This window comes from Rhodopseudomonas julia (assembly GCF_030813515.1).
Lineage (GTDB): Bacteria > Pseudomonadota > Alphaproteobacteria > Rhizobiales > Afifellaceae > Afifella > Afifella julia.
Genome location: NZ_JAUSUK010000002.1, coordinates 1462750 through 1481652 on the forward strand (window position 1 = coordinate 1462750; position 18903 = coordinate 1481652).

At 61.1% G+C, this 18903-nt stretch carries 15 protein-coding genes; 6 read left to right on the forward strand and 9 right to left on the reverse strand.

From position 1 onward, the window contains the following. The first annotated feature begins 448 nt into the window (after nucleotides 1-448). Nucleotides 449-2488, forward strand: coding sequence for a DNA topoisomerase IV subunit B (gene parE / locus J2R99_RS16130; protein WP_307155400.1), 2040 nt, complete (start codon nucleotides 449-451; stop codon nucleotides 2486-2488). Nucleotides 2489-2879: 391 nt separating this feature from the next. Here the strand turns inward: parE and J2R99_RS16135 are convergent, their stop codons facing one another. Continuing rightward, nucleotides 2880-3608, reverse strand: a complete 729-nt coding sequence (locus J2R99_RS16135) for an outer membrane protein (protein ID WP_307155401.1) — start codon at nucleotides 3606-3608, stop codon at nucleotides 2880-2882. Nucleotides 3609-4160: 552 nt separating this feature from the next. Here J2R99_RS16135 and J2R99_RS16140 point away from each other — a divergent pair. After that, nucleotides 4161-5711, forward strand: coding sequence for a DEAD/DEAH box helicase (locus J2R99_RS16140; protein WP_307155402.1), 1551 nt, complete (start codon nucleotides 4161-4163; stop codon nucleotides 5709-5711). 119 nt (nucleotides 5712-5830) lie between these two features. Here the strand turns inward: J2R99_RS16140 and sufA are convergent, their stop codons facing one another. The 7 genes from sufA to J2R99_RS16175 form a co-directional block, all read right to left on the reverse strand. Then, nucleotides 5831-6217 (reverse strand): Fe-S cluster assembly scaffold SufA, encoded by a 387-nt coding sequence (gene sufA / locus J2R99_RS16145; protein ID WP_307155403.1) that lies wholly within the window; start codon nucleotides 6215-6217, stop codon nucleotides 5831-5833. 106 nt (nucleotides 6218-6323) lie between these two features. Continuing rightward, nucleotides 6324-6743 carry an SUF system Fe-S cluster assembly protein gene (locus J2R99_RS16150; protein WP_307155404.1) on the reverse strand — a complete coding sequence of 140 codons (420 nt, stop codon included), beginning with the start codon at nucleotides 6741-6743 and terminating at the stop codon, nucleotides 6324-6326. Nucleotides 6744-6754: 11 nt separating this feature from the next. Continuing rightward, entirely contained in the window at nucleotides 6755-7990 is a 1236-nt protein-coding gene (locus tag J2R99_RS16155) for a cysteine desulfurase (RefSeq protein ID WP_307155405.1), read from the reverse strand. A gap of 67 nt (nucleotides 7991-8057) precedes the next feature. Further along, entirely contained in the window at nucleotides 8058-9380 is a 1323-nt protein-coding gene (gene sufD / locus J2R99_RS16160; protein WP_307155406.1) for a Fe-S cluster assembly protein SufD, read from the reverse strand. After that, the gene (gene sufC / locus J2R99_RS16165) at nucleotides 9380-10132 is read right to left on the reverse strand and encodes a Fe-S cluster assembly ATPase SufC (protein ID WP_307155407.1); all 753 of its coding nucleotides are present in this window, start codon (nucleotides 10130-10132) and stop codon (nucleotides 9380-9382) included. Before sufC ends, sufD begins: the two co-directional genes overlap by 1 nt. A gap of 83 nt (nucleotides 10133-10215) precedes the next feature. Next, nucleotides 10216-11745: a Fe-S cluster assembly protein SufB gene (gene sufB / locus J2R99_RS16170; protein ID WP_307155408.1), complete on the reverse strand. Its 1530-nt coding sequence runs from the start codon at nucleotides 11743-11745 to the stop codon at nucleotides 10216-10218. A 20-nt stretch (nucleotides 11746-11765) separates the two neighbouring features. After that, nucleotides 11766-12899 (reverse strand): cysteine desulfurase family protein, encoded by a 1134-nt coding sequence (locus tag J2R99_RS16175; protein WP_307155746.1) that lies wholly within the window; start codon nucleotides 12897-12899, stop codon nucleotides 11766-11768. Between the two features lie 205 nt (nucleotides 12900-13104). Between J2R99_RS16175 and J2R99_RS16180 the strand changes: the two genes are divergently transcribed. Then, nucleotides 13105-13755 (forward strand): alpha/beta hydrolase, encoded by a 651-nt coding sequence (locus J2R99_RS16180; protein WP_307155409.1) that lies wholly within the window; start codon nucleotides 13105-13107, stop codon nucleotides 13753-13755. Between the two features lie 28 nt (nucleotides 13756-13783). Here the strand turns inward: J2R99_RS16180 and ppsR are convergent, their stop codons facing one another. Further along, the gene (gene ppsR, locus J2R99_RS16185) at nucleotides 13784-15178 is read right to left on the reverse strand and encodes a transcriptional regulator PpsR (protein WP_307155410.1); all 1395 of its coding nucleotides are present in this window, start codon (nucleotides 15176-15178) and stop codon (nucleotides 13784-13786) included. A gap of 447 nt (nucleotides 15179-15625) precedes the next feature. On the opposite strand from ppsR, the gene J2R99_RS16190 reads away from it, so the two are divergent. From J2R99_RS16190 to J2R99_RS16200, 3 genes are all read left to right on the forward strand, one after another. Beyond that, nucleotides 15626-17911 (forward strand): ATP-binding protein, encoded by a 2286-nt coding sequence (locus tag J2R99_RS16190; RefSeq protein WP_307155411.1) that lies wholly within the window; start codon nucleotides 15626-15628, stop codon nucleotides 17909-17911. Then, nucleotides 17904-18509 carry a response regulator transcription factor gene (locus tag J2R99_RS16195; RefSeq protein ID WP_307155412.1) on the forward strand — a complete coding sequence of 202 codons (606 nt, stop codon included), beginning with the start codon at nucleotides 17904-17906 and terminating at the stop codon, nucleotides 18507-18509. Before J2R99_RS16190 ends, J2R99_RS16195 begins: the two co-directional genes overlap by 8 nt. Nucleotides 18510-18665: 156 nt before the next feature. Further along, nucleotides 18666-18884 carry a hypothetical protein gene (locus J2R99_RS16200; protein WP_307155413.1) on the forward strand — a complete coding sequence of 73 codons (219 nt, stop codon included), beginning with the start codon at nucleotides 18666-18668 and terminating at the stop codon, nucleotides 18882-18884. Nucleotides 18885-18903 lie beyond the last annotated feature (19 nt).

Below are 18903 nucleotides of genomic sequence, written 5' to 3' on the forward strand. Positions count from 1 at the left end.
CGTATGCTCTCTGGGGAGGCGGTCACCGCCTCCCCTTTTTTGTGCACAGCCAAATTTGGCAGCCTTTCGGCGGATCGGCAGATGACGGGGCCACGCGACGAAAGGTTGGCCAAATCGGCGCAGGCCGAGTTTCTAGGCAGATGTGTCGCAAACGGCACAGCACCGTTAACGATTCTGCTCTATCTTTAGGCGGTCTAGGTGGATGGCCGGCTAGGTTCATCGCGCGCATCCGAAAAGGCTTCCTTTGCCCTGTCGGCCGTCCACCTCCCGGTTCTCCACCGGTTGCAACCAGAGCTGCGCACTGCCCTTGAAACCAAGCGCTTGAAGGCGCATCGATAGCAGCCTGCGCCGCGGTCGCTTCTCTGTGACCCCGCATGGAGCAGGGTCACGTCGCCGCCAGGCCGAGACCATGGCAACATCGCCACCCGATTCGCATCAAGGCAGAAGCATGGACCGAGCCGAGGATCTTTTTTCCAGCGCCAGCAAGCCCTCCGGCACAAAGACGCCCACCGAGCGGGCTCCGCGCCGCCGCAAGGCGCGAGAGGTGAGCGCTCCGGCGTCAGGCTATTCCGCCACCGACATTGAGGTTCTGGAAGGCTTGGAGCCGGTTCGGCGTCGGCCGGGTATGTATATCGGCGGCACCGACGAGAAGGCCTTCCACCATCTCTTTGCCGAGGTGATCGACAATTCGATGGACGAGGCCGTGGGCGGCCACGCCAGTTGGATCGAGGTCGAGCTCGACCCCGAGGGGTTCCTGACTGTGACGGACAATGGTCGCGGCATTCCCGTCGACAGGCATCCGAAGTTCCCGGACAGATCGGCGCTCGAAGTCATCATGACGACGCTGCATGCCGGCGGAAAGTTCAATTCGAAGGTCTACGAAACGTCCGGCGGGTTGCACGGCGTCGGCGTCTCCGTCGTCAATGCACTGTCGGAAAAGCTCGAAGTGGAAGTTGCGCGCAATCGCAAGCTCTACCGACAGTCCTTTTCTCGCGGCAAGCCTCTCGGCCCGCTGGAGGAAGCCGGCGAGGCTCCGAATCGCCGCGGCACGCGCATTCGCTTTCGTCCAGACCCGGAAATCTTCGGTAACGAAGCAAAGTTTGATCCCAAGCGCCTCCACGAGATGGCGCGATCGAAGGCCTATCTCTTCGGCGGGGTCGAAATCCGCTGGAACTGCCCTTCGTTCCTTATCGATCCGAAGAGCGAAGTCCCAGAGAAGGCGGTTTTCCATTTTCCTGACGGGCTGCGCGATTATCTCGATGCCACGCTCGCAGGAGAGACGCGCGTCGGTGACATTTTTTCCGGGCGCACGGAGCGCCCGGGCGGGCACGGGGCGGTCGAATGGGCGATCGTCTGGTTCGCCGGCGACGGCTTCTTAAGCTCATACTGCAACACCGTTCCGACGCCTGAAGGCGGCACGCATGAAGCCGGATTGCGAACCGCGCTCCTGCGCAGCCTCAAGGGCTATGGCGAGCTCATCGGCAACAAGCGCGCGGCACAGATCACCTCCGACGACATCATGACGTCGATGGGCGGCATGCTGTCCGTATTCATCCGCGAACCTGAGTTTGTCGGGCAGACCAAGGATCGGCTGGCGACCGGCGAAGCGTCCCGCATCGTCGACGCCGCTATTCGCGACGCGTTCGACCATTGGCTCGCCGCCTCGCCGAACCAGTCCGCAAATCTCCTCGATTGGGTGGTGGACCGCGCCGAAGAGCGCCTAAGGCGACGCCGTGAAAAGGAAATTTCTCGCAAGACCGCGACACGCAAATTGCGGCTGCCGGGCAAGCTTGCCGATTGCTCGGCAAGCGATCGTGACGACACCGAGCTCTTCATCGTGGAGGGCGATTCGGCCGGGGGATCGGCCAAACAGGCCCGCAATCGGCGAACGCAGGCGATTTTGCCGCTCAGGGGCAAAATCCTCAATGTCGCGAGCGCAGGACGCGAGAAGCTCTCGCAGAATCAGCAGCTCGCGGACCTGATCCAGGCCCTCGGATGCGGGACCGGCTCCCGCTACCGGGAGCAGGATCTGCGTTACGGCAAAATCATTATCATGACCGACGCGGATGTGGACGGCGCCCACATCGCCTCGCTCCTCATCACGTTCTTCTATCGTGAAATGCCCGAGGCGATCCGACAGGGACGCGTCTTCCTGGCCGTCCCGCCTCTCTTCCGGCTTTCGCAAGGCGGCAAGGTTCTCTACGCCCGCGACGAAGCTCATCGCGACGAGCTGATGCAGGCCGAGTTCTCAAGCCGCGGCAAGGTCGAGGTCAGCCGCTTCAAAGGCCTCGGCGAAATGATGCCGGCGCAGCTCAAAGAGACGACGATGGACCCCGCCCGACGCACGCTTTTGCGCGTCGGGATATTGGACGACGAAGCTCAGGCGGTTCGTGCCACTGTGACCCAGCTCATGGGAAATAAGCCCGAAGCACGCTTCGCCTTCATCCAAGAGCGCGCGGCTTTCGCACCGCCAGACCTCGACATCTAGACCTCGACATCTAGCCCACAGGCCTAGCGAGACACCCCTCTCCAGCAGAGGTGTGGGTCCAACCCGATAAGCGGGTTGTCGAAGGTGCTGTTCAAAGGCAGTGCGCCAGCGGAGCGATCGTCTCGATCGACAGGCTACGGCAGGTCCCGCGTTTTTCGGGCCCGGGCCTCGTCAGGATGCGAGCCGGGATCCCACACCGTTTCGGCGGCTACACGGTTTTCGGGCGGTAGCGGCGGCAGACTTGAAAAGCGCTGGCCGGCCCGCAGAACGGGGCTGGAGGAAACGCAAACGCGTCGGGCGGCAGCAACGCCCCTCCCTACGGAGCCGTCTTGAGACCCAAAAAAAACCGGCGGCCGAAGCCGCCGGTTTCCCACTCGCTAGGAAGCGAGAATTAGTAGTTCGCCATCACCGAGCCGCTCGGGCCGCCGAAGCGCCAGTTCACACCGACCATGAACGTGTCCATGTCCGTGTCGAAATCGACGCTGGAACCGTCGGCATAGCCGATCGACTTGTCGTCGAACCAGTAGTGGCGATACTCGCCCGACACGGAGATGTTGTCGGTGACCGCAACTTCGATGCCGGCACCGAGCGTCCAGCCGAAGTCGCCGTCGTCGTCGCTGTCGCCGTAAACCGCAACGCCATTGGTGTAGGAGTTGCTGTGATCGTAATCGACGTAGGCAACACCACCGAGGACATACGGATGGAAGCGGTCCATGCCGACACCGGCGCGGGCCGTCAAGCTGGCGAGCCAGTTGGCGTCCATGCCGTTGACAACCGTGTCACGGCTGCCGTCGCCGTCGACGTCAAGCCAGTTGATGTCGCCACGCACGCCGAGGACGGCCCAGTTCCACTGGTAGTCCCAACCGGCGGCAACACCGGCCGTCCAGCCGTCGCTGTCGAAATCAAAGCCGCCGACCGTCGTGCCACCGTAATTGAAGTCAGTGTCGACGTTCGACCACGCCCAGCCGGTCTGGAGACCGACATAGCCGCCCGACCAGTTGTAGGTCGGCGTGGCAACCGGCGTTGCGACGGGAGCCGGCTCATAGGTCGGCAAATCCGCTGCGAGGGCGGAACCGCCCATCAGGGCAACCGCGGCGCTCGCGAGAAGGATCTTTTTCATGTGTTACTCCATTGCGGGAAAACTGTAAGGCTCCCCTTTGCCAAGAGTTCATTTAGCAAACCGCGACGGCGCTGTCTGTCGCCGAAACGCAACAGTGGTAGGGTTTCAAACCAGCTGTTTATTGTTAACGAACGTTAATGTACGGCGGCAAACTGTGAACGATAAGTTAATTCATCCTCTTTCCGCCACATTGTGGCAGAAACCGACCGGAATTTTGGCAAAGTCTATTTTTGGCATAACGATGGTCCTACAATGTTTATTCAGCACACTCTTGCGAGTTTTGTCACGATAGAGTTCTCGGCCTAAGACGTATTAAGGCAAAAGCCCGAGAGAGCCTTTCAAAAGAGAGGCAAATTCGACACCTAATTCAGGGGCGTTTCATCGCGATTGGCTCCGGGCACGCAGCCCCGAACCAGCCTCATCGAAAATGCGCAGAGGACGAAAGCGCGCTGGTTCAACCGTTTGCTTGACACATGTCGCATGGCACCTATGGTGCGGCTCGTGTAAACAAGCCCGACGTTGAGAAGTTTTCCGCCGGGCGCGAAATTTCCCATGAGCTTTGATAAACTCGGTTTAAGCGACAAGGTTTTGCAGGCCGTTAGCGCGGTTGGCTATACGGAGCCCACTCCCATTCAGGCGGAGGCGATTCCGCATGTCATGGCGGGACGTGATGTCCTGGGCCTCGCACAGACGGGCACCGGCAAGACGGCTTCCTTCACTCTTCCCATGCTGACGCTCCTGGAAAGGGGGCGGGCACGCGCACGTATGCCGCGCACATTGATCTTGGAGCCGACCCGCGAACTTGCGGCTCAGGTCGAAGACAATTTCCTGCGCTACGGCGCAAACCACAAACTCACCGTGGCACTCCTCATCGGGGGCATTTCTTTCGATGAGCAGGACAAAAAGCTCACGCGTGGCGCAGATGTCCTGATCGCGACACCAGGGCGCCTTCTCGATCATTTCGAACGGGGTCGACTGCTGCTGACGGGTGTCGAGATTCTCGTCATCGACGAAGCCGATCGTATGCTCGACATGGGCTTTATCCCCGACATCGAGCGGATCGTCAGCCTGATCACGGCGACACGCAAACCGCAGACGCTCCTGTTCTCGGCAACGATGCCGAAGGAAATCGCCACCCTCGCGGCGAAATTCATGACCAATCCGGAGCGTGTGGAGGTTTCGCGGCCATCCAGCACCGCGGAAAACGTCAGTCAGCACACGGTCGTCACGGGGCGCAAACCGCACGAGAAGCGCGTCGCCTTGCGGACTTTGATCGATCGGGAGAAAGATCTCACGAACGCGATCATCTTTTGCAATCGCAAGCGCGATGTCGCGACGCTCGAGCGCTCGCTCCGGCGGCATGGCTATTCGGCCGGGGCGTTGCACGGTGATATGGACCAGCATGCGCGCCTTGCGACGCTGGAATCGTTCCGTGAGAATCGCATCAGCCTTCTCGTCGCTTCAGACGTCGCGGCTCGCGGCCTCGATATCCCGGCGGTCAGCCACATCTTCAACTTCGACGTTCCGACACACGCGGAAGATTATGTGCACCGCATCGGCCGGACCGGCCGAGCCGGGCGCACGGGCCGCTCCTTCACGCTGATGACGGCTGAAGAGAAGAAATACGTCTCGGCGATCGAGAAGCTCATTCATCGCGAAATCCCTCCCCTTCCCGACTTTGAGGCCGCTGAGCCGGAAGCGGACGAGGAAGACGAGCGTCCGCGGCGCTCCAGCTCACGGCGCGGAAAGAGCGGCAGTCGAGAACGTTCGCGCGGCGCAAAGCCCGCGGCCAAGACCGACGCGGCCAAGATCGACGCGGACGAGGTAACAGCAAACGAGGGCGCCGCGCCAACCGAAGCTAGATCCGGACAGGCCAAGTCGGAGCAGGTCAGGTCGTCGGAGCGTAGCAAGTCGGAACAGGCCAAATCGGCGCAAGGCAAGTCGAGCTCCCGGGCGGATTCTCGGCCGAAGCGCAATGACAAGCCGCAGCAGAGCGGACAGTCAAAAGGCAAGCCGAATCGCCCGCGCGAAGAGGAAGCCGTCGGCTTCGGCGATCACGTGCCGGCCTTTCTTCTACAGCCGGTGCGCGTCGGCAACAGCTAACGAGCCGTTGGCTCTTTAGGGAGCCAGCGAGGCGGTGACGTCTGGGCCCGTCTTCTCACTCAATGCTCAAAAAAAACGCCGGCCCTAGGCCGGCGTTTTTTTGATGTCAGCGATCTCGTTCACGCACGCGCAGACTGGAAGCTGCCAGGATCGGCGGCCTGCAGTTCCACCGATTCGCCGCAACCGCACGCCGAGGTCTGATTGGGATTGCGAAATACGAAGCCCGTCCGCAGCTTCGTCACCTCAAAATCCATTTCCGTCCCGAGCAAAAACAGGGTGGCGGAAGGGTCGACGAAAACAGCAACGCCCTCGCCGATATCGACCTTGTCATCAGAGGGATCGACCTCGCGCGCGAGATCGACGGTATATTCCATACCGGCGCATCCGCCCTTCTTGATGCCGACACGAATGCCCGCAGCCGGAGCTTCGGCGTTTGCCACGATCTCCCGAACGCGCGCAGCGGCGGCGTCGGTGAGGCTCAGAACTTGAAATCCGGGAAAAGCCATGGGTCCAATCTAGTCACTGAGGTTTGTCGTTTCCAGTCTCGCGGCGCGTCATGGAAAAGCCGGAGCACGAGACTGCGGGGCAGCGCACACCGTGCGGCGCCCAGCCCTACCACCAACCGATCGCGACCTTCGCCTCATCCGACATCCGTTCCGGCGTCCATGGCGGATCGAAAACCATTGTTGCCGTCGCACCGGAAACGCCCTGGACTGAGGCAACTGCGTTCTCAACCCAAATAGGCATTTCGCCGGCCACCGGACAGCCCGGCGCCGTGAGAGTCATGTCGATGTTCACATGGCGCGAATCGTCGATATCGACCTTATAGATCAGGCCAAGCTCATAGATGTCGGCCGGAATTTCAGGATCGTAGACGGTTTTGAGGGCCGCCACGATATCCTGGCTCAGGCGCTCGACCTCTTCAGGCGGAATGGCCGAAGCGTCGATATCCGGGGAATTCGGTGCCTCGTCCGCTTGCGAGTGGGACGCCGCGGCGGCGTCGGTTTCGTCCTTGTGCGTGGTCTCGTCCATCGCTCTTATCCTCACGCGAAGAAGGTCTGCGCCTTCATCAGGGCTTCCGCCAATTTATCGACTTCTGCTTTCGTATTATAGAGGCCGAAAGACGCACGGCACGTGGCGGTCGTCCCGTAATGCGTGAGAAGCGGCTGCGCACAATGCGTGCCGGCACGCACCGCCACCCCTTCTCGGTCGATGATCATCGAAACGTCGTGCGGGTGGGTGCCTTCCAAATTGAAAGAGATAATGGCGCTTTTATCCGGGGCATGCCCATAGATGACGAGCGAGTTGATCTCGCCCAGGCGTTCGTGGGCATATTCCTTGAGCTCCTGCTCATGGGCCGCGATCTTCTCGCGACCGAGCTCCCGCATGTATTTGAGCGAAGAGCCGAGACCAATCGCCTGAACGATCGGCGGTGTCCCCGCCTCGAATTTGTGTGGCGGCTCCGCATAGGTGACGCCTTCCTGCGTCACATCCTTGATCATCTCTCCACCACCCAGGAAGGGCGGCATTTTCTCCAGCCATTCCCGTTTGGCCCAAAGGACACCGATGCCCGTCGGACCATAGGTCTTGTGGCCGGTGAAGACATAGAAATCGCAGCCGAGATCCTGAACGTCGATCGGCAAGTGCACCGCGGCCTGGCTGCCATCGACCAGAACCGGAATGCCGCGCTCGTGGGCAAGCCGGCAGATCTCCCGGATCGGCACGACCGTTCCCGTGACGTTGGAAAGATGAGTCACGGCAACCATTTTCGTGCGATCGTTCAAGAGGCGCTCGAAGGCCTCAAGATCAAACGAATCGTCCTCGCGGATGGGCGCCCAGCGGATCACAGCACCGGTGCGTTCGCGATGATAGTTCCACGGCACGATGTTCGAATGGTGCTCGAGGATGGACAGGACGATCTCGTCGCCCTCCCTAATCGCCATGCTCCCATAAGCCGCCGCGACCAGGTTGATCGCCTCCGTCGAGGAGCGCGTGAAAATTACCTCGTCCACGGACGCGGCATTGAGAAAGCCACGAACGGTTTCTCGGGCATCCTCGTAGGCCTCGGTGGCCGCATTCGAGAGAAAATGAAGGCCGCGGTGAACGTTGGAATAGGTCTCGGCGTAGGCACGCGAAACAGCATCGATCATCGCCTGCGGTTTCTGAGCCGACGCGCCGTTGTCGAGATAAACGAGGGGCTTGCCGTAGACCTCCAGCGCAAGCGCCGGAAAATCGGCCCGCACAGCCTCCACGTCGTAGGTGGCGTTCTTTGTCAGCATCAGCCCCGTCCTCTTGCGCCTAAGCGCCCATTCTCAAAATGGCTGCCGCAGGTTGCGGCAGCTTGTGTCAGTGGACCTCGCCTCCGAGCGACAGCCAGCGTCGCGTCCGCGCCTCAAGCGCCGCGACGACGTCGTCATCGGCGATCTCTTCAATCGCCTCGGCGAGAAAGGCATGCACCAGAAGACGTTCAGCCTCGTCGGCCGGAACACCGCGCGAGCGCATGAAGAACAGCATCTCTTCGTCGATCTGGCCGCAGGTCGCGCCGTGGCCGCACACGACGTCGTCGGCGAAGATCTCAAGCTCCGGCTTGTTGGAGAACTCCGCGTTCTCCGACAAGAGCAGAGCCTGGCTCATCATCTTGCCTTCGGTCTTCTGAGCGTGCGGCCAGACATTGATACGGCCCTGAAAGACGCCGCGCGCCTCGTCGTCGATCGCCGATTTGAAGAATTCCTGGCTCACGCATTCCGGCACCGCGTGATCGACGATCAAGGTGGTGTCGAGATGCTGGCGACCTCTCGCGATGGTCACACCGCGGATGCCGGAAGTGGCCCCCTCGCCATCGAAGATCATTCGGATCTCGGAACGAGCGACCGCGCTGCCGGCTGCGAAGAAGAACGGATCGAACACCGCGTCGGCCTCGACCCGCGGCAGAATGAGACCGAGATGGAGCGCCTGGTCGCCCTCCTCCTGGGCCTTCACCCATTTCACCTTCGCGTCCTTGCCGATGCGAATGTCGGAGACGACGTTGGTGTGGTACCCGACACCGTTGGGACCGACATAGCTTTGCAGGATGACCGCTTCCGCGCCGTCGCCTACAGTCACCTGGTGGCGCAGTGTCTGCAGCCCCGCTTCATCCCCGGCAAAGACGGTGCAAATCTCAAGCGGCTTCGCAAGCTTTGCGCCTTCGTGAATGCGGATCACGGCGCCGTCGCGCACAAAGGCGCTGTTCAGCGCATAGACCGGCGCTTCGCCTGGATCGACCTGCTCATTGCGCTCCAAAAGAGCGCCGCCGTCGTGGAGAAAACGGCCCAGAGAGGCAAAATCCAGCGCATCTTCGACACCGCTCAAATCAGAGAGCGATGGCACAAAATGCCCGTTGACGAAGACGATGCGGGCGCGGTCGATCTCGGCAAAAATGTCTGACTGATCGACCAGGTGACGGGCGCGCTCGGGATTGACGGGATCGGCTGGCGCCGGTGCGTCCGTCATCAGCCGCCGCAGGTCGGTGTATTTCCAATCTTCGACGCGGCGATTCGGCAAGCCCTTCTCGATGAAGGCATCGAAGGCCGTCGTACGCATGTCGCGTATCGGGTCATCGTCGGAAAGCGCTGCAAAATGCTGCGCCAACGCCTCCTCGGCTTTTGTGCGGGTGCGTTCGGGCTCGGCCATTACGCGGCCTCCACATAATCGGCGTAGCCCTTCGCCTCCAGCTCGAGTGCAAGCTCGCGTCCGCCAGAGGCGACGATACGCCCCGCCGAAAGCACATGCACATGGTCCGGCACGATATATTCGAGCAGTCGCTGATAATGGGTGATGACGACGATCGCACGATCGGGCGCACGCAGCTTGTTGACGCCGTCGGCGACGACACGGAGCGCATCAATGTCGAGGCCGGAATCCGTCTCGTCCATCAGGCAGAGCGACGGCTCAAGAAGCGCCATCTGCAGAATCTCGTTGCGCTTCTTCTCACCGCCAGAAAAACCGACATTTAGCGGACGCTTCAGCATCTCCGGCGTGACGTTGAGCTCGCCAGCGGTTTCCTTCACGCGGCGCATAAATTCCGGTGTCGTCAGCTCCGGCTCACCGCGCGCCTTGCGCTGGGCGTTCATCGCCGTCTTCAAGAAGGTCATCGTGCCGACGCCAGGAATCTCGATCGGATATTGGAATGCCAGGAAGACGCCGGCAGCGGCTCGCTCGTCGGGCTCCATCTCCAAAAGGTCCTCGCCCTTGAAGGTGACGGATCCACCGGTGACCTCATAATCCTCCTTGCCGGCCAGGATATAGGACAGCGTCGACTTGCCGGACCCGTTCGGGCCCATGATGGCATGCACCTCTCCCGCTCCGACTTTCAAAGAGAGGCCGCGCAGGATTTCCTTGTCGTCTTCCGCCACCTTGGCGTGCAGGTCGTTGATCTCAAGCATGCGTTTGTTCCTGAATTGATTCAGCTTTCAGGGTCAGCCCCCTGATATGTCTCAAAATTCGGCTTCCGAAGAGCCGCCCGCAATCAGCCGACGCTGCCTTCCAGCGAGATGCCGATCAGGCGCTGCGTCTCGGCCATGAATTCCATCGGCAGCTTCTGGATGACTTCGCGGGCGAAGCCGTTGACGATCAAGGCGACCGCTTCTTCCTCGCTCATGCCGCGCTGCTGGCAGTAGAACATCTGCTCGTCGGAGATTTTCGACGTCGTGGCCTCGTGCTCGAAGATCGCCCCGGCGTTCTTGGATTCGATGTAGGGCACGGTATGAGCGCCGCAGTTTTCGCCGATCAGGAGCGAATCGCACTGCGTGAAGTTGCGAGCCCCCGAAGCCTTGCGGTGGGCCGACACCAAACCCCGATAGGTGTTGTTGGAGTTGCCCGCCGAGATCCCCTTGGAGATGATCCGGCTCTTCGTGTTCTTGCCGAGATGGATCATCTTCGTGCCGGAATCGATTTGCTGGTGACCGTTGGAAATGGCGATTGAGTAGAACTCGCCTTCCGAATTGTCGCCGCGCAGAATGCAGGACGGGTATTTCCAGGTGATCGCCGAACCGGTCTCGACCTGGGTCCAGGAAATCTTGGAGTTCTTGCCCCGGCAGTCGCCACGCTTCGTCACGAAATTGTAGACGCCGCCCTTGCCGTCCTTGTCGCCTGGATACCAGTTCTGAACCGTTGAGTATTTGATCTCCGCATCGTCGAGAGCGATGAGCTCGACGACGGCGGCGTGGAGTTGGTTCTCGTCGCGCATCGGTGCCGTGCAGCCTTCGAGATACGAGACGTAGGCGCCCTCGTCGGCAATGATCAGCGTGCGCTCGAACTGACCCGTATTGCGCTCGTTGATGCGGAAATAGGTCGACAGCTCCATCGGGCAGCGCACGCCCTTCGGGACGTAAACGAAGGACCCATCGGAAAAGACCGCGGAGTTCAGCGTCGCGAAGAAATTGTCTGTGACCGGCACCACGGAGCCGAGGTATTTTCTAACGAGGTCAGGATATTCGCGGATCGCCTCGGAGATCGGCATGAAGATGACGCCCGCCTTGGCGAGTTCCTTCTTGAAGGTCGTCGCAACCGAAACGGAATCGAAAACCGCGTCGACGGCGACCTGCCGCCCGCCGCTGCCAGTGGACGGGCCGCCCGAATCCTCGTCGAGTGTGGAGGGCTCGTCCGCCTTGCGGACGCCGGCCAGAATCTCCTGCTCTTTCAGAGGAATGCCGAGTTTCTCGTAGGTCGCGAGAATCTCCGGGTCGACCTCATCGAGCGAGTTCGGGCCACTCATGGATTTCGGAGCCGAGTAGTAATAGAGATCCTGGTAATCGATCTTGGGATATTTCACCCGTGCCCAGGTCGGCTCCTTCATCGTCAACCAGCGCCGGAAAGCCTCAAGACGCCATTCGGTCATCCATTCCGGCTCGCCCTTCTTGGCGGAAATGAAACGCACGGTGCTCTCATCGAGCCCCTTTGGCGCCCGGTCGGATTCAATCAGCGTCTCGAAGCCGTATTTGTACTTGTCGACGTCGATCTGCTTAACTTGCTCAATGGTCTCCTGAACGGCTGGCATTCAGTTCTCCCTTTATTGGTTCAAGCCGCCCGGCCGAGATTCATCCGATGATGGATGGTCTGCCACACGTCAAGAAAACGATCGATATCCCGCTCGTCCGCGTTCCAAGGAAGACTGACCCTGATAGCGCTTGGAGCAGCAAAATTCATGGCGCGCAGCACGTGACTGTCGCCAACTTTGCCCGATGAACAGGCAGACCCGGAAGAGACGCTCACACCCTCCAAATCGAATGCGATCACCAACGTTTCCGCGGCCATGCCAGGCGTCGCAAACAAGACCGTGTTGGCCACTCGCTCAGCCGCTTCGCCGGCAATCAAAGTGCGCGCCTCAATTTTGCGCAGACCCTGCTCAAGCCGTTGGCGCAGCTCCTGCAGCCTCTCCATCTGCGACACATGGTGGCGCACCTCTTGCACTGCAACGCCGAAACCAGCGATCGCGGCGAGGTTTTCGGTGCCTGCGCGGCGACGCTTCTCCTGGCCTCCGCCCTTCAGCAGATTCTTCGGGAAGGCGTCCTCGCGCGCCACCACCAAAGCGCCCGCCCCCTGCGGGCCTCCGAGCTTATGCGAGGAAAGAAACAAAATGTCGGCGCCCAGGTCGGCGAGAGAAAGCGGCATACGCCCGGCTGCCTGAACGGCATCACAGATCATCCGCCCGCCGAACTCATGAACCACCGCCGCCGCTTCGGCGACAGGCTGCACCACGCCCGTCTCGTTGTTGACGGCCATCAATGCGAGAACCGGGCGCCCTTTATCGGCATCTGCCGCAAGCCGTGCGCGCAACGCTTCGAGATCGAGAACTCCGTCGTCGCGCACCGGCACGGAAGTCGTCCCGTCCGGAGCGAACATGCCGGCGGCCAGAACGCACGGATGCTCGACCGCGCTGACATAAAGCCGCTCATCCGGCTCCAACGGCGTCAAAGCCCAATTGGCCGCTTCGGTCGCGCCGCTGGTGAATACGACGTTTGCGGCTTTCGCTCCCAAAAGCGCGGCAACGGCTTCGCGCGCGCCTTCGATCAGATCGCGTGCCCACCGTCCTTCACCGTGCACCGACGACGCGTTGCCGGGATGCTCGAGGGCCGCGAGCATTGCCTCTCGCGCCTGCGGACGAAGCGGCTCGGTGGCATTTGCGTCCAGATAGGTTCTAGCCCGACTCATCATGGCTCCTGGCCGGACGGCTGCTTTGTTCTTGCAACCGAACGAACACATAGTGTTTAGATGCGCCCCTGCCACGAGCGGGGACGAGTGCATTTCTTTTGAACCATTCCAAACTAAGTTTTAGGGAGGGGTTCGGGCGGAGTCAACAAAACCTCCGTCTAAGATGCAAGTTTCCTGACCCAGCGAGTTGAGAGTCCTGTGAACCATGCCTGAAGTGATTTTCCCCGGCCCCGACGGTCGTCTCGAAGGCCGTTATCAGCCGGGAAAGACGAAGACTGCCCCGATCGGCATCGTGCTGCATCCGCATCCGCGATTCGGCGGGACGATGAACAATCAAATTGTCTACCGCCTGTTCTATATGTTCCAAGAGCGCGGCTTCACGGCTCTGCGCTTCAATTTCCGCGGGGTGGGGCGGAGTCAGGGCTTCTTTGATCACGGCGTCGGTGAATTGTCGGATGCCGCGGCCGCCCTCGATTGGGTGCAGACGCTGCATCCCGACGCACGCGGCGTGTGGATTGCCGGGTTCTCCTTCGGCGCTTGGATCGGCATGCAACTCTTGATGCGCCGGCCGGAGGCCGAGGGCTTTATGTCCATCGCCCCGCAGCCCAACATCTACGACTTTTCGTTCCTGGCACCGTGCCCGTCTTCGGGGCTGATCATCCACGGCGAGAACGATCGCGTGGCGCCGCCAGAGGCCGTCCAGACGTTGGTCGACAAGTTGAAATCGCAAAAAGGCATTGTGATCGATCAGCAGGTCGTCAAAGGCGCGAACCATTTCTTCGAAGGTCAGGTCGACGAGCTCATCGGCAATTGCAGCGGCTATCTGGAGAAGCGACTGGCCCAAGTAGAGGCTTGATCTGATCGCGACGAACCCTCCCGGGCTTTCAATCCTCGCCGGCCTCATCATCGGGGCCGACGAGGCCGAAGCGGTTCATCTTGAGGTAGAGGGTCTGGCGGCTCAGCCCCAGAACCCGCGCAGCCACCGTGCGGTTGTTGCCCGTCAGGTTTAGAGCCGCCTCGATGCACATCTTTTCGATCACGTCGGTCGTGTCGCGGACGAGATCCTTCATCGGCGTGTAGCCGATCATCTCGACGAGGTTCTCCGCCGCTTTGACCAGATCGCTCGATTCGACCCCCGTCTGCGTCTCATCTGGAGTGAGTGGCCGCATCACGAAGCCATAGCCAGGTGTCGTCCCTTCCGGCAGGGTCAAAGCGGAAAAGCGCACGGCGACCGCCTCCCCGTTGCGGCCACCAATGATGCCGGAGAGATTCTGCAACCGTCCGTGACGGCGGACGTTTTGCAGAAGCACGTCCTGCGTCAGACCACTCCACGACAGAAACTCGTCGAGATGGTGCCCGGCCGCATTGGCGGCAAACGGAACTCCTGCGAGACTGAGAAACGTCTCGTTCACCCAAACGATCTTGCCATCCTCATCGGCAAGGATAACGGCTTCCGGCGCATTGCGGACGAGCGCCACGAGATCGGATTCCGGCGCCGTCTCCTCCATCGGCGAGATACGCACCATCACCAAATGGAGGTCGCCGGCGCGGAACGCTTCCGCAGAGAGCGAAACCCGCCCATCCGCCTCGACCTCGATGGCGAGCGGCGCCCCCGTCTCGCCGACGGCCTGCAGCATGGCTTCGACGTTCGGCCTTTGCTTGCTCCGAAAGAGAGCCGTAAATTTCCGCCCGCTCAGAGCCTTGCCAGGTACACCCAGGAGCACCGCGGCCTGAGCGTTGGCTTCGCGCACCTTTCCGGTCTCCGCATCCACGACAATGATGGCCTCGGAGACCGTTTCGAAAAGCAGCCGGTAATGCGCTTCCGCCTGACGCAGACTGCGCGCATGCTGCTCGATAGAGCGGGCGTGGGCGAGAAGACGCGACTGCAGCTCGACGACGAGACGCAGATCGCGGCCGAGAAGAACCACTTGGTTGGCGCCGTCGAAGCGCAGAGCAGAGTACCGGAAGGGTAGATCCCCTCCCCCTTTGAGCGGATGGCTGATGTCCACACGCTCAGGCACACGACCTTGTCGCGCCGCATCGATGAGCTTGCGCAATCGGGTACGGCTACTGGCCGTCACGAGTTCCTCGATCCGCCGGCCGCGCCACTGCACGATCTCATCTCCCGAAACGGGATCAAGATTGTGCGAAATGTCGCTAATAGTACCGTCGTCACCCACAACCACAGCGAGATCCGCAACCGCCGAAATCAAGGACGCGACGGCGACAGGATCCATCTGCAAGAGTGGCGACAGGCGGTTGTGAGGATACAAGGTCATCTGAGTTCAATGATCGGGAGCCGGATGTCAGCCGGCAGAGCCGCGGCTTGCGGCGATTTTGATAGAAACCCCGTCCAGTGCACGTTGACAAGACGCATGTTGTTGAGAACGTTTCCCTTTATGAAGGGTTTGTCCAGTGCCGGCGTGCAACACTCCCGCATAGCCGACGCGGGGAGGCTCTTCCTCTACCCGGACGCCAGGCTTCGCCATGCACATTGCCTCTCAGATGCAACGTCCGGCTTCAAAGGCTCGAAATCGTGGCACATGCGCGCATTCTCAAGGATCGGACTTTGATCCCTCGTTTGTACCATGTGCCCCAGTGTCGCACTTTTGTCCTTCGTGGGGTTGCCGTTGAGGCTCAGCCCGCGCACTTTCGCTGTCTTGATGCGTCGCTTGGTCGCCCAGTGTGGGAGATCTCATGAAAACCGTTTCGAAGGGTAAGGCCGCTTGCTGAACAGTCCGGTTGATCTCAGCGCTTGCGACACAGAGCCGATCCACATGATCGGTGCGATCCAGCCGATCGGCTGCCTCATCGCGGTCGATGCCGGGTCATTGACGATCGAATATGCCAGCACCAACACACGCGTCTACTTTGGACGAGACTACGCCTCGCTATTGGGTCTGCCGCTGGCCGAGCTGCTTGGTCCGGACGGCTGTGACGCGCTTCTGGCGCGGCGCCTCGCTCCGACAGTGCCTGATCTCCTCAGACCCACCCTCCTGCAGATCAGGTCAGCAGACGGCGAGCCGATCGAGCTCGAGTGCCTTCCGCACCTCTGCGCTGATTGGCTGGTTTTGGAATTCGTCTGGCCGGAAAGTCGTCTGGGCAGCGTCTGGGATGACGAAGTCCTGCGGCAGCGGGTCATCTCCGAGCTGATCATCCCCGACACGCTTGAAGACCTCGCGCAAGTGGGCGCGCAGATCTTGCGCGACGCGACGGGGTTCGACCGTGTCATGATCTACCGCTTTGCGGCCGACCAGCACGGCGAGGTCATTGCGGAGAGCACCGTGCGACCGGACAGCTTTCTCGGCCTCCACTACCCCGCATCCGACATACCCGATCCAGCCCGGCGTCATTTCGTACGCAATGTGATCCGCGTGATCGCGGACATCAACGCAGAGCCCGTTCCCATCATGACGCGCAGCGGCGTCGTGGCAGACGTCGATTCACAGGCCCCTCTCGACCTCACCTATTCGAAGCTCCGTGCGGTCGCGCCGGTCCATGTCGAATATCTCAACAATATGGGGGTAGCGGGCAGCGTTTCGATCTCGCTCATCTCCGAGAACAAGCTGTGGGGCCTCGTCGCCTGCCACAATTATAGTCCGCTCGATCTATCCTGGAGCCGATTGAGAGCCTGTGAGCTGATCGGTGGGACCATTTCCGCCCTGCTGCATAGCCTCGAAAACACCAGCCAGCTGCGCGCCAGCATTTGTGCCGAGAAAACCGCGTTTGCGATCGAGAGCGAAGCACGAAGCGGCCAGCCGTTGCGCGAGACCATCGAGGCGCATGCGGACGACCTGCTCGCCCAATTGAGCGCGCAGGGCATGCTGCTGAAGCTTTCTGACGATGTCCTGGCCATCGGCAAGGTTCCTGCTGGCCACATCGACTACGCCCCACTTGCTGAAAAAATGTCGAACGGGATCGCGACCTGCGATCAGCTGCAAGAACTCCTCGGCGTCGACAATCTTGGCAACGATATCGCCGGCGCCGCGATGATGGAGCTTTCCGAAGACCGATCCGATTGGCTCATTCTCTTTCGCGAAGCGTTCGGCGAGACGATCCGATGGGCGGGCAAGCCCGAGAAGATCACGATCCGCAAGGAAGATGGTTCGACCCGCTTATCCCCCCGCGGCTCCTTCGCGCTGTGGCTTGAGGAGCGGCGCGGACACAGCCAGCCGTTTACGGAAACCGATGGCGAGATCCTCCGCATCACGCGGCGGGCGCTCTTTGCCGTCAACAGCCTCGATCGCGAGCGCGCTGCAATGGCAGCAATGCGCAGGGCCGAGGCCGAAGAGGCGCGGCTGCGGCTGATGCTGATGGATGCGGCTCAGGATCGTTCGATGGGCGAACTCGCCTCAGCACTTGCCCACGAACTCAATCAGCCGCTCTCGGCCGTCAGCAATTATGTGAACGCCTCCCGGCAAGAGCTGCGCAATCACGGGATTGTCGTGCCCGCTCATATCGGCGGGCTCATGGAGAGTGCGGTCAGCGAATCGGCGCGCGCGGCAGACCTCGTCCGTCGCCTGCGCAACTTCATCGGCCAAAGAGAGATCACTCTGGAGAGCGTCGATCTGAAAGCCGTCGTCCGACAGGGTGTCGAGCTTGCCCTTGCCGCGAGCAACGAGCCCCGTCCCGAGATCGTCTTTGATTTTGTCGATGACATTCCTCCTATCGCCGCCGACCCGGTGCAGATCGTTCAGGTTATCCTCAACCTCGCGCGCAACAGCATCACGGCGATGGCCGGTAGCAAGCTGAGGCGCTTGACGTTATCGATCCGCAATGCCTCGCCGCTGGTGGAGATCAGCATCCACGACACTGGAACGGGCGTCCCACAGGAAATGGAAGACACGCTCTTCGAGCCTTTTCATAATTCGACAACGAGCGGAATGGGCCTCGGCCTGTCGCTCTGCCGCTCCATCGTCGAAGCGCATGGCGGGCGGATCTGGATGGGAGAGAACGACAAAGGCGCGACGTTCGTCTTCACCCTGAGAATCACGGGTCCAGACGATGCGTGAGGCCGCCAGCGGCAAAGTCGTCTATATCGTCGATGACGAGATGTCTGTCCGTCACTCGCTCGGCGCCCTCCTCTCCGCGCACGGATTTCAAACCGAAGCATTTCCCTCCGCCGAGAGTTTTCTGGAAGCCGTCGAGGCAGATAAGGGTCTGTGCGCCTTCATCGATCTGCGAATGCCCGGTCTTAGCGGCATGGAATTGCAGAAGATCATGTCCGAACGCGCCATCGGCATCCCCGTGGTGATCTTGACTGGCCACGGGGATGTTCCGCTCGCGGTCGAAGCCATGAAGAACGGTGCTGTCGATTTCATCGAAAAACCCGGCTCGGAAGAACAGTTGCTCGGAGCGATCCGTGCCTCAGCCGACCAACTGGCAAACCGCCCGTCTTCGAAGCTTCCGCCTCACATCGTCTCGGAGCGGCTGGCGCGTCTCACGGGACGAGAACGCGAGGTGCTCGACCACCTCGTCCTCGGCATGACCAACAAGCATATTGCGGTCGAGCTCGGCATCAGCCAACGCACCGTGGAGATTCATCGCGCCCGTATTCGCGAAAAACTCGAAGCCCGGGGGCTTGCAGATCTCATCCGGATGATGCGCTGAGGCGGCTTCACGATCGGCGCGTGCGCATACGCAATTTCTACGTAGCGGAATATCCGAGATACCGCCGTCTTGCGGTTGCGCCTACCCTGCGCCCGATAAGCAATGGGCGGCGTTACGGGCCTGCCCCGACGGCGCCCCAAATCAGGGGCATGGGTCATGCCACCAAAAAAATCCTGCTGGGCTGTGGGCGAGGAATTGGCGTCGCAGACGTCTGGGACCGTTCACAAGGTCGTTGTGACATTGACGGATGAGCAGCTCGCTGCTGCCGAAGGCTGGCGCTCCGCACGGGGCATCCCGGAACGTTCCGAAGCTCTGAGCGAGCTCATACGCCTCGGGCTCCTGAGCGAGATCAGCCGGGTCTATCGCCTGGCTTGATGAGCCCTTCCGTCGGCCG

What these genes read in the sequence shown, in the direction of transcription:
- parE (WP_307155400.1), top strand. Translation starts at nt 449, where the DNA reads ATGGACCGAGCCGAGGATCTTTTTTCCAGCGCCAGCAAGCCCTCCGGC.
- J2R99_RS16135 (WP_307155401.1), bottom strand. Translation starts at nt 3,608, where the DNA reads ATGAAAAAGATCCTTCTCGCGAGCGCCGCGGTTGCCCTGATGGGCGGT.
- J2R99_RS16140 (WP_307155402.1), top strand. Translation starts at nt 4,161, where the DNA reads ATGAGCTTTGATAAACTCGGTTTAAGCGACAAGGTTTTGCAGGCCGTT.
- sufA (WP_307155403.1), bottom strand. Translation starts at nt 6,217, where the DNA reads ATGGCTTTTCCCGGATTTCAAGTTCTGAGCCTCACCGACGCCGCCGCT.
- J2R99_RS16150 (WP_307155404.1), bottom strand. Translation starts at nt 6,743, where the DNA reads ATGGACGAGACCACGCACAAGGACGAAACCGACGCCGCCGCGGCGTCC.
- J2R99_RS16155 (WP_307155405.1), bottom strand. Translation starts at nt 7,990, where the DNA reads ATGCTGACAAAGAACGCCACCTACGACGTGGAGGCTGTGCGGGCCGAT.
- sufD (WP_307155406.1), bottom strand. Translation starts at nt 9,380, where the DNA reads ATGGCCGAGCCCGAACGCACCCGCACAAAAGCCGAGGAGGCGTTGGCG.
- sufC (WP_307155407.1), bottom strand. Translation starts at nt 10,132, where the DNA reads ATGCTTGAGATCAACGACCTGCACGCCAAGGTGGCGGAAGACGACAAG.
- sufB (WP_307155408.1), bottom strand. Translation starts at nt 11,745, where the DNA reads ATGCCAGCCGTTCAGGAGACCATTGAGCAAGTTAAGCAGATCGACGTC.
- J2R99_RS16175 (WP_307155746.1), bottom strand. Translation starts at nt 12,899, where the DNA reads ATGAGTCGGGCTAGAACCTATCTGGACGCAAATGCCACCGAGCCGCTT.
- J2R99_RS16180 (WP_307155409.1), top strand. Translation starts at nt 13,105, where the DNA reads ATGCCTGAAGTGATTTTCCCCGGCCCCGACGGTCGTCTCGAAGGCCGT.
- ppsR (WP_307155410.1), bottom strand. Translation starts at nt 15,178, where the DNA reads ATGACCTTGTATCCTCACAACCGCCTGTCGCCACTCTTGCAGATGGAT.
- J2R99_RS16195 (WP_307155412.1), top strand. Translation starts at nt 17,904, where the DNA reads ATGCGTGAGGCCGCCAGCGGCAAAGTCGTCTATATCGTCGATGACGAG.
- J2R99_RS16200 (WP_307155413.1), top strand. Translation starts at nt 18,666, where the DNA reads ATGCCACCAAAAAAATCCTGCTGGGCTGTGGGCGAGGAATTGGCGTCG.